This is a genomic window from Falsibacillus albus, assembly GCF_003668575.1.
GTDB classification, from domain to species: Bacteria; Bacillota; Bacilli; order Bacillales; family DSM-25281; genus Falsibacillus; species Falsibacillus albus.
Window position 1 is genome coordinate 65,863 of the sequence record NZ_RCVZ01000018.1, and the last position, 10,768, is coordinate 76,630.

11 protein-coding genes are annotated in these 10,768 nt (G+C 40.1%); 4 read left to right on the forward strand and 7 right to left on the reverse strand.

Going from position 1 to position 10,768, the window contains the following annotated elements:
• Positions 1-37: 37 nt before the first annotated feature.
• Entirely contained in the window at positions 38-1,006 is a 969-nt protein-coding gene (locus D9X91_RS19420) for a leucine-rich repeat domain-containing protein (RefSeq protein WP_121682309.1), read from the reverse strand.
• 161 nt (positions 1,007-1,167) lie between these two features.
• Here D9X91_RS19420 and D9X91_RS19425 point away from each other — a divergent pair, with 161 nt between their 5' ends.
• Entirely contained in the window at positions 1,168-1,674 is a 507-nt protein-coding gene (locus tag D9X91_RS19425) for a hypothetical protein (RefSeq protein ID WP_121682310.1), read from the forward strand.
• Between the two features lie 10 nt (positions 1,675-1,684).
• On the opposite strand, the gene D9X91_RS19430 is transcribed toward D9X91_RS19425, so the two are convergent.
• From D9X91_RS19430 to D9X91_RS19440, 3 genes are all read right to left on the reverse strand, one after another.
• A complete protein-coding gene (locus tag D9X91_RS19430) occupies positions 1,685-2,278 on the reverse strand; it encodes a kinase (RefSeq protein ID WP_121682324.1) in 594 nt (197 codons plus the stop codon).
• A 5-nt stretch (positions 2,279-2,283) separates the two neighbouring features.
• Positions 2,284-3,339 (reverse strand): serine hydrolase domain-containing protein, encoded by a 1,056-nt coding sequence (locus tag D9X91_RS19435; protein WP_407644211.1) that lies wholly within the window; start codon positions 3,337-3,339, stop codon positions 2,284-2,286.
• Positions 3,340-3,493: 154 nt separating this feature from the next.
• The gene (locus tag D9X91_RS19440) at positions 3,494-4,030 is read right to left on the reverse strand and encodes an NUDIX domain-containing protein (RefSeq protein ID WP_121682311.1); all 537 of its coding nucleotides are present in this window, start codon (positions 4,028-4,030) and stop codon (positions 3,494-3,496) included.
• Positions 4,031-4,208: 178 nt separating this feature from the next.
• Between D9X91_RS19440 and D9X91_RS19445 the strand changes: the two genes are divergently transcribed.
• Positions 4,209-4,886, forward strand: coding sequence for a BMQ_0737 family morphogenetic spore coat protein (locus D9X91_RS19445; protein ID WP_121682312.1), 678 nt, complete (start codon positions 4,209-4,211; stop codon positions 4,884-4,886).
• Positions 4,887-5,198: 312 nt separating this feature from the next.
• Here the strand turns inward: D9X91_RS19445 and D9X91_RS19450 are convergent, their stop codons facing one another.
• Positions 5,199-5,741, reverse strand: a complete 543-nt coding sequence (locus D9X91_RS19450; protein WP_121682313.1) for a hypothetical protein — start codon at positions 5,739-5,741, stop codon at positions 5,199-5,201.
• 186 nt (positions 5,742-5,927) lie between these two features.
• On the reverse strand, positions 5,928-6,344 hold the full coding sequence (locus tag D9X91_RS19455) for an NUDIX hydrolase (protein WP_121682314.1): 417 nt from the start codon (positions 6,342-6,344) through the stop codon (positions 5,928-5,930).
• Between the two features lie 206 nt (positions 6,345-6,550).
• Between D9X91_RS19455 and D9X91_RS19460 the strand changes: the two genes are divergently transcribed.
• Complete coding sequence (locus tag D9X91_RS19460; RefSeq protein WP_121682315.1) at positions 6,551-7,237, forward strand: BMQ_0737 family morphogenetic spore coat protein; 687 nt, start codon at positions 6,551-6,553, stop codon at positions 7,235-7,237.
• Between the two features lie 508 nt (positions 7,238-7,745).
• Positions 7,746-10,136 carry a bifunctional YncE family protein/alkaline phosphatase family protein gene (locus D9X91_RS19465; protein ID WP_121682316.1) on the forward strand — a complete coding sequence of 797 codons (2,391 nt, stop codon included), beginning with the start codon at positions 7,746-7,748 and terminating at the stop codon, positions 10,134-10,136.
• Between the two features lie 269 nt (positions 10,137-10,405).
• Here the strand turns inward: D9X91_RS19465 and D9X91_RS22625 are convergent, their stop codons facing one another.
• Entirely contained in the window at positions 10,406-10,555 is a 150-nt protein-coding gene (locus D9X91_RS22625) for a hypothetical protein (protein WP_158598375.1), read from the reverse strand.
• Positions 10,556-10,768: the final 213 nt, after the last annotated feature.

The window sequence follows — 10,768 nt, forward strand, 5'->3', positions numbered from 1 at the left end:
ATTATCTCCTTACACATTTTTAAAAGGGAAACTATTATCACGAGTGCTCGTTTTCGTAAAAAATAGATGTATGTTCTTGCTTCATTTTTTTAAGCATTTCGTTGGATGGAGGTGATAAAGGATTGTCAAAGATGTACAGTCTTTTAATCGCCGGTAATGTGGTTACGGGACTTGCGTCGATGATTTGATTGGAAGCGAGCTGAAGGTCTTCAATTTGATCCTTATGTTCAAGTGCAGAAAGATCTCGTACTTGATTATGCTGTAAATCAATGCCCCTCAACTTATTCAAACTTTCCAACGAAGAAATGTCATTGATTTGGTTATAGCTTAGATTAATGTATTCCACGTCCCCCAGTGCCATTAAAGGGGAAATGTCTTTGACATGGTTGTATGCCAAACTCAAGTTGGATAGCGCGGGGTATAGCGCCACATGTTGAATATTACGGATACCATCGCTGTCTAAATGTAGAACCTTTAATTTTTTCAATTTTGGCCATTCCGGAACCTGCGTTAGGGAGATATCGCCGCTAATGTGAACTTCTTCGAGATTTTCCAACCCATTCAAAAAATCGTATTTTCCAAGATTACTATTGACTAACCACAGACTCCTTAAAGTGTCCTTCTTGCGTAAAATCGATTTTATCAAATCCAGTTGATCATGGTCCGGGCTCATGTGCAGCTCTTCTAAATGATTCAAACCTTCAACAGCTTCAATGTTTTTGGCACCTGAAGGGAGAACCAGCTTCTTTACATTTTTTAGATACGTTAAATCTTGATAGCTCAGGATCTTGCCATTGCCATTGAATTCTTTAACCCCATCCAATTCTTCTTTTGACAGCGTCCCATTTCTTTTTCCTAAAATCGACCTTACTTCACTTTCAAATGCACGGTCATGAAATTGAATTTCTGTTTTTGATGAGCTTACTTTCATTTCAGCTTTTTGCGAACTGCAGCCGGCAATTAGCAGTATTAAAAGGCAGAGATAGACGCCTCTAAATTTCTTCATATCAAGTTCTCCTATACTACTTTTTTCAATATTCTTCTTTGTATAGACGGAGCAGCATGCGAAAATGTTTCCAAATTTTTCTTTTTATTCACATTGACAATTGAACTTTGATGCTTCAATAATTAGAAAAAAGAGGAAATTACCTTATAAAGGAGGAAACGATGAAAGCTATCTTAAAGTTTGTATTATTCCTTTTTATGATGACGGTGATGGCAGGCTGTTCATCCAAAGATATTATGGAAAAAACGGATATCGACTACTCCATTTATTTTCAAGGCTTTATCGTCAATAAGGATTCAAATGCTCCACCGGCAAAGCTGATCATTTTTACAAACAAAGAAGATTGGGAGACTTTTTCCAAAGAGTATGTAGAACAAGGACAGAGGGTCGCCTCCATGGACCATTCGATTGATTGGAAACAGGAGGATTTGATCTACTATGCAATGAATGGCGCGAAAGATGGATATGTCGGGAATTTCGGTACATTTAAAGGCTATGAAGTAAACCAGAAAAGGATTGAGGTAAAAATTGAAGGAAGATCACACTCGAAACAAATTTTTGCAGTAAATAATTTAAATGACGATTACGTTTCAATCACCTATCAGTTATGGACATTGGTGAAAAAAGGATCCCTATCAAAGAAACTGACAGCTCAATATCATTATTAATCAAGCCTTTTTAAGTCCCTACCACCAAGTCCGCTTTTCCTGCAGGATTTATCGTTTTCACATAATACTCCTCTGCCTTCCAGTAGCGATTTTCAAACTTTATGATGTTCTGTTTCGTTTCTTCTGTCTCACGGTCGAACCTTTTTTCCCTAGGACAATCTAAAAATATCACCTTATCAAACATACCTCGCCATTCCGTTCGTTGAAGGAAGATGCCTTCTACGAGGATCAACCCGGATTCAGGCAATGCAACTGACCGGAATACCTGGGAATGGGTATCAGTATTGTAGAATGGCAGTGTTAATTCAGGAGCTGACTTAAGCTGATTGAAAAATTCACTCTTCAGCCACCCGACATCCCACTGCAATTGATAATATTCGTACCATTCCTCGAATCCTGTTCCATACCTCTTATTTCGGTCCACAATGTGGTCGTCGATATGAAAGACCTGAAATCCAATCTCTTCTTTTTGTAAAAGTCTGCTTAACTGTGTAACAAGAGTCGTCTTCCCGGCACGGCTCAAGCCGTCAATGGCGAGGATGAATCGCTCCTCAGGTTGGATGGTTGTGATGATATGATTCAGTTCATTATGGATTTTCTGCATGTCATTCATATGATTCCTCCCGATCCCCAATTTTTATCTATGTACTCTTCAATGGATTTCGTCAATTCGAATGCTCCTGTTTCACTGTTGCATGGAAGTGCTAATTTGATACCTAGCTCAGGATACACAGATGACCTGAAGTTAACGCCTGGATCGTAGCCCATCACGTGATACTTAAAAATACGGTTGTTTCTTTTATTGATCCATATCCCGTAGCCATAGTCGACTTCATCTTTGACTTGAACGAGAGGACTCACTATCAAAGAAGTTAACTTTTCATTAACGAGTCGAAAATCAAACAATGCTTCCCAAAACTCCATCATGTCCAGCGCGGTGACATATGCCCCGCCATCTGCCCCGCCTTTCATAGGCACAGCGAATATGTTCGTTCTCAAAGCACCGCTTCCTTTGTCCTCGATATAGCCCAAAGCCGTGTTTTTCGGAAGTTGATCCATTGAAAAATAACCAGAGTCCATCATCCCGCACCGGCAAAATATTTCAGATTCAATAAATTCCGAGAAGTTCTTGCCGGTCTGCTGCTCGATAATCAATCCTAATAGAATATAGCCGGCATTGTTGTAATGAAACTTTTCTCCAGGCTGAAACATCATTTCTTTCGTTTGAAAAAGCGGCAAGAAATCAATCGGCTCTTTCATTTGATATACTGGACATGTCTTCCACAAATCCTCAAAGTCCTCCATTATTTCTTCGTCAAAATAGTCTGGGACTCCTGAGGTGTGCGTCAATAATTGATGAACGGTGATTCTTTTGTCAAAGTGAGGAAAATCGATGTCCAGGCAGTCCACCAGCAATGTCTCAAATGTGAGGATTCCTTTCTCCACCAGCTGGCATATGCCAACCGCAGTGAACAACTTGCAGCCGGAAGCAATCCCAAACCGAGTATCCACAGTGTTCATTTGTTCTTCAGCCCTATTGGCAAAACCGAAAGCAGATTTCGATAATACTTGCTTATCTTGTTTCAAATAAACGACTCCGGACAGATTATGTTCTTTACTTTTCTTCTGAATCCATGTATCGATTGCAAGCATTTCGTTCTCCATTTGAATCCCCCTTGTTTAATGATCTTTTAAAAAATAATTCATTCCATATGCTGCGTACTGATTTCTGAAGGCACCCCATTTTTATAATGTTCATTCTCCAAATCATACAAAATCGGATCATCGTATTCTTCAAAGTTATTGATAATATGATCTATCATCTAGGTCTCCTTTTCACATTGTTTATATATACTTCTTTTAGTTCCTTCAAAACAGCATTCTCTCTTTTAATCCATCCATTTTTTACGAGCTGGATTTTTAGTTTGTCATTCTGCTCAATCGCTTCATCGATCGAGACCCATATCGGGCAAAATTCCTGTTCTTCCTCATAATCATCCAATTGGAGCGGGTACCTCTCTTCATCCTCCAATTCACATAAATAATAGTGTGACGTCATTTGGAAGATGGCCCCTTCGTCAAATTCATCCTGTTTTCTTTCCACAACTTTTCCCAATTTGTCTTTGACCGTGCAGTGGACATACCCGGTTTCTTCAGCTATTTCCCGAGTCAGTGCCTCATGATGGCTTTCTTTTTCTTCCACACCTCCGCCGGGGAATTTATAATCTCCTCTGTTCGTATGGATTAAAAGAAGTTTGTCATTTTTATAGATCACCGCTTTCACTGCGATTCGATGGTTCACTCTTTTGTTTATTTCATCTGTTCCTTGTTCTACTAAAAATTTTTGAAAAACCATATAGCCTCCTAAGTTTATATCGGGTGTACATTACCAATTATTTCAAAACGCTTATACATTCGCAAACTCTAAAATGTTCTCGCCTAATTCATTTAAATTAAACTTTTGACCAGGGACAAAAAGTTCTGATTTTCATATTTTATTAAGACGAAGTATGTTTTGAAAGGTGGAGAATGTTATGCAGGCACAGCCATTACGCGGTGCTCAAGAGCTTTTGTGTATCAATGCAGAAAAAATCTATGACTGGGTGATTCTTCAATCCAGTGATTCACAAACTGTGATAGAAATATTTCCGGCAGAAGGTTTCAGTCCTTGTGCTTCTGGAGTAACAAATCTTGTCACAACTTGTGTTTTAACCGATTCATCCGGCACGCCGGTTTCCCTTTCTTCTCCGGATGCAGTTTCTATTCAAGAAATCGGGACAAGGGAATCTCGGCAGTTTATGGTGGATGGAGCGGTTGTAACGCTTCAGGATGTATCTTGGATCAAATCTTTTTATATTGTAGTGGAAACTACGGGAATTCAAGGAACCACCCCGTTCCTTTTTAGAAGTCAGCCTGTCCTGTTTGAAATCCCGGAATCCGCCTTCTTATGTGCGCCGGACGGAACAGACTTGCTGGTTCGGATTACTGAATTCGATTGCCGTACTCGTTTTAGATGTTTAGGCAGGAATACCGCTTCCATCGATGTCTTTATCAACCTCTGCCAGTCTGTACAGACATTTGCCAATGTGACAATAGAGTTAGAAGCAGAATTCTGCCAGCCTCGGGACATCATCAACGAACAATGTCCTGCACCAATCGTCCCTCCTCAATGTCCGGTCATTTTCCCCGCCAACGGTCCAGCGGCAAGATAACAAAAACTGTAATCAATCTACCACATCGAAAAAATGGAGAAATTTTTGTGCATTTTCCTTTAAGAAAGAGGCTTATCATGCTTTGGATAAGCCTCTTTCTCTGGCATTTTTTTGAGGACACTCCGAACTGAATCGAACATCCACCTAATCTCTCTTCGCTTCACTGCGGGGTCTCAACTTCCGCTCCAATCAACACCATATGATGATTTTTTTTAGAACCACTCTTAAAAACAACCACTCTTAAGAAGTTAGTCTTAATAAAAAAGACGCATCCCTATTGAGAATACGCCCGTGTTAGATCAACAATTTTTGTTAGTTGCCATTTGACGTCATCGCTTGTAGCAATCCACCGTCGTCCAGGTTTCGGATCCGGGATATTTTATCGTCCTTATCAAGGTTGATGAGTCCTGTCACTTTGGCGGTCTTGGCCTTTTCATCTTCTTTATGATAGTCGACATGAAGCGTGAAGGTGTAGGCAGTGTCATTGGCATCATCCGTTTTTTGGATGTCCATATCCTTCACTTTCATTTGATAGCCTCCTCCATAAGCCTTACGGAGCCACACAAGTGCATACATATTAACAAAATCCTTATACTTTTCGTTCTGTACATAAGGCTTGTAATGTTTTTCAAGGTATTCTTTGAACTCTTTCCCGCCACCTTCCGTTTTACCAAAATCATCGAGCATCTTCTTCGTCTCTTGGTCTGGTCCATTGAATTCATTTTTGAGGTATGCTTTGATGGATGCCGTCTCGTCTTCATTTTTAGCTGTGGCTTCAGAGCAGCCCGCTGCCACCCCTGCCAACATACATAACGCAAGCAAGAGTGATGCCCATTTCAACAAAATTCGTCCCATTTTCCTTCCCCCTTTGGTTTGTATTAAACTCATCCTATTTGACCGATTAATTTTCGTATAATACTTTATACGGATTTAACAAATTTTGGTTTCATTTTTTTACACGTTCATTCAGGGCTGTGATTAACCAAGGGGGAAGGTTTTTTTTACAATACGGTCAGCGCAATACGATGGTTTCATTTCTCGTTATGCAGAAATATTTTTTATAAAATCAATCAGGAAGCATCTATCCTCTGGAAATGTTAATTCAAGTTCCACAAGATCATTAATCGATTTCCAGGCGATATCATAGATTAATTGATCGGGGTCTTGAATTTTCCGTTCTCCCCCAACAACCTTCACAGCGAAATAATGCGCTTCATATGTGACTTGAAGTTCCTCGTATGTTCCAGTCTTAATTTTGATCTTATCCACGATATCAACCTTATAGCCTGTTTCTTCCTCAACTTCCCGGACACAGCACGCTTCGAACGATTCGCCTGTATCTCTCCCGCCTGTCGGAACGGACCATGTTTTTGATTCCTCTGGCTTTCCTTGAAGCACCATTAACACTTCGCCATGTACATTAAGGCACACGGCTGTTGATCCCTCCCATTTTAGCACCGAGCATCGTCTCCTTTGTTTGAATTTTTACACACTCTGACCAACATACTCCACTCCATTTCATTGCTGGCAGTTGTTAATGGCCAGTCTCTATTCCATGGGCTTTTGCTTATTTCTTTTAAAAATGAACTGTTGACCTAGGACAACGGCATTATTTTTTCATACTTTATTAAGACGAAGTATATTTTTGAAAGGTGGAGAGTGTTATGCAGGCACAGCCATTACGCGGTGCTCAAGAGCTTTTGTGTATCAATGCAGAAAAAATTTATGACTGGGTCATTTTACAATCCAGTGAATCAAGAAGAGTGACAGCATTAGAATTAGATCTACCGGCATCAGGTTTCAACCCTTGTTCTCCTGAAGTAAGTAACTTAGTGACAACTTGTGTTTTAACCGATTCATCCGGTACACCGGTTTCCCTTTCTTCTCCGAATGCGGTTTCTATTCAAGAAATCGGGACAAGGGAATCCCGGCAGTTTATGGTGGATGGAGCGGTTGTAACGCTTCAGGATGTTTCATGGGTTAAATCTTTTTATATTGTATTGGAATTTACAGGAAATAACGGAGTCACCCCATTCCTTTTAAGAAGCGCTCCGATCCTGTTTGAAATCCCGGAATCCGCCTTCTTATGTGCGCCAGACGGTACAGACTTGCTTGTCCGGTTGACTGAGTTCAAATGCCGGACTCGTTTGAATTGTTTCGACGCCGAAGTTACCTCAGTCGATGTTTATCTCACTATTTGCCAATCAGTACAGACATTTGCTGATGTAACGATCGAACTTGAAGCAGAATTCTGCCAGCCTCGGGACATCATCAACGAACAATGTCCAGCACCAATCGTCCCTCCTCAATGTCCGGTCATTTTCCCTGCCAACGGTCCAGCGGCGAGGTAAGCAAAAAAAGGCATGAAATATTTACAATTCATGTTTAAAGAGGATTATTATCCTTTTTAAAGGTTTTGGCTATTTGAAGAAACAAGATTAAAAATCCGCGATTAAGGAGAATCGCGGATTCCCCACGGAAAGAGAGGCAATTTTGCTTGCATAAAAACAACTAAGATTGCGAAAACAGCCTTCATTTTACATAAGTGTGTTCATTCTAGGCTCTGCTAAAACTGGACTTTAAACAAGGTGATCATAAAAAATTTCCTATCCATTTAATTTTACACTCTATTTACAATAATACCCATGGACCATTACTTCAATTTATTTCAAGGGGAAATACGAATGGTCCTTTATGAGGAATCTCTTCGAATTCTGGAAAGTATCACCGAAAGTCCTCTGACAAAAGGGTGATTTTTCTTTGTTTAATTGTCGCACAAATTTTAATCTTCCTTAAATTCACCAGCCTATAATTGGCATTGTTCAACAATAAAGATTACAGGATAGGAGCGTGAAGAAGGTGAACAAAAAGAAATGGTTAGGAGCAGCATTGACGACACTTGTAATTGGTTCTTCAACAATTGCCTATGCAGGTCATCATGATGTAGCAGGGCCGACTTCCGATGTAAGCGGCATTACTTCACATGATTGGAAATTGACACCTGCCGGCACACAACTTACACTTGGAGATTTCCCTATGGGAGGAGTTCTAAGCCCTGATGGCCAGTTTCTTGTTGTCTCGAATGACGGTCAAGGGGAGCAATCACTGCAAGTCATTGATACACAGACAGAGAAAATCGTACAAACTCTTTCGTTCAATTCGCCTCAAGCCTTGTATCTAGGTGTTGTATTCAGTCCAGATGGACATAAGCTTTATGCATCAGGTGGAGGAAATAATGAAATACGGACCTTTGACTTTAATGAGGGGAGGCTCACTGAGAAAAAGGCCATCTCTTTAAACCAGGATACACAGAAAAATCCTTACCCAGCTGGTCTGGCAATCTCTCAAGACGGGAAACAGCTTTTTGTTGCAAACAACCTGGATCATACCGTTTCAAAAATTAATACAAAAACACAAAAAGTAATAAAAACGACAAGCGTCGGTAAAAATCCTTACACTGCATTTCTCAGTAAAGATGGAAAACAATTGTTTGTATCCAATTGGGGTGAAAGCAGCGTATCCGTTCTTAACCCGAAAACAATGGATGTGATTAAAACCATTCGTACCGGACTCCATCCGAATGCGATTGCTCAAAATGAGAAAACTGGAACCATCTATGTATCAAACTCTGATAGTGACAGCATCTCATTTATCAATCCTGAATCCCTTTCAGTTGAGCAAACCTTTTCTGTAAAGCCATCTGAGGAAGTTCCAACCGGCAGCCAGCCTGATTCACTAACTGTAAGTAAAGACGGAAAAACTCTTTATGCAGCGAATGCAGGGAACAATGATGTTGCGGCCATTGATCTTTCTGGTGACAAAGCAAAAATGAAAGGGTTAATTCCAACGGCTTGGTATCCAACCGGTGTGTATATTGATCAAAAAGAGAATGAACTCATGGTCATGAATGCGAAGGGTCTCGGTGCAGGGCCAAATGCACAAGGACAGTACATCGGCAACATGATGAAAGGAACTTTATCTAACCTCTCTATTCCGAATGATCATGAATTAAAAAAATACACGAAAGAAGTCAATAAGAATAATGATTATTATAAAGCGGAGAAGAATGAAGGCAAAGGAGAAGAACAAGCAAATTCGCCGATCCCAAAATACTTTAACCAAAAATCATCTCCTATTAAACACGTAATCTATGTAATAAAAGAAAATCGAACGTATGATCAAGTTTTGGGTGATTTAGGAAAGGGAAATGGCGACGCTGAGCTAACAACCTTCGGCAAAAATATCACTCCAAATATTCACAAGCTGTCGAAGCAATTTGTTACGCTGGATAATTTTTATGCAGATGCAGAAATTAGCGCTCAAGGGCACAACTGGGCAACAGGAGCCAAGTCTAATGATTATGTGGAGAAAAATTGGCTGGCCAATTATTCCGACCGAAACCGCGACTATGATTTTGAAGGATCTAATGAGGCAGCTTATCCGAAAGCAGGATATATTTGGAATAATGCTAAACGTTCAGGTGTTAGCTTCCGGGATTATGGCGAATTTACTCATTACGATGAAGAAAAAGGAAAATGGGTTCCAACGGATTCTTCTATCGGCAATGACTATGATCCAAACTTCCCCGGATGGAATCTTGATATATCAGATTTAACACGTTATGACGCATGGGAAAAAGAATTTAACTCTTATGTAGATCATGGGAATCTTCCAGACCTTCAAATTGTACGGTTGCCAAATGACCATACTGCCGGAACCACACCTGGCAAACTCACACCAGAGGCCATGGTCGCACAAAATGATTATGCAGTTGGGAAGCTGGTTGATAAGGTCAGCCATTCGCCATATTGGAAAAACACCGCCATTTTCATTACAGAAGACGATGCACAGAATGGCTGGGACCACATTGATGCTCATCGTACAGAATCCTTGGTGGTATCACCGTATACGCAAACAGGCAAGTTAGACAGTACCTTTTATGATACGACTTCCATGATTAAGACAATGGAAATGATTCTTGGTATGCAGCCAATGTCACAATTTGATGCGTCTGCGATTCCAATGGTGCATTCATTTACAAATCACCCAGTTTATAACCCGTTTAAAGTAGAACAGCCGAGATATCCAATTGATAAGACAAATAGCCAAACCGCAGTGGGGGCTGAAGAATCGAAATCCATTGATTTTTCTCAAGCTGATCATGCAAATAACGAAATGCTCAACCATATTCTTTGGAAAGAAGCCAAAAAGAATAAAGCTTACCCCAAAAAAAATAAACAAAATCAATAAATTAGGTATCCTGAAAATTCAACAAATGCTAAATCAATGGCCCATTTCTACTTAACTTGCTGATGCTTGATGAAAGCAAGCCTATTTGCTCACGTAAAAATAGAAAAATATGCAAAAAAGAGGCTTATCTACTTTCGATAAGCCTCTTTCTCTATCATTTTGTTGTGGTTGCGAAATGGGCGATCAAACCTAGAACAAAAAGTATTGGAAATATGTTTGCAATCAATATGAATCCTGCTTTTTTTAATTTTGAATTGTATTGGCCTTTTTCAATAGGCTCTCTGTTCTTTTTTTGCTTTTCTAAATCTCTTTCCTTCTTCCGTAAATAGGACATATATGCCAATTAGCACAACTGCAGCCATTAGGGTCCAGTTCGCTAGGGTAAACAGGACTCCTTCAATTTGTCCTAACCATTTCATCAAAAGTTCCCCCCCAGTCTTGTTTCACAAGGGGGCGTTGCCAGCCTCCTGCATAATCATCTCCAGTCGACTGGAGGCTGTGCCTTCAATCCAAGTTCTTGGGCTGCAGCAAGGATACATTCTTTTCTAAAGAAAAAGCTTTTATGTTCTCCATTCTGATTCCCTTTATTTCACTTTCCCCTCACGACGGGCACCTGTTCCCCATTCTGATTC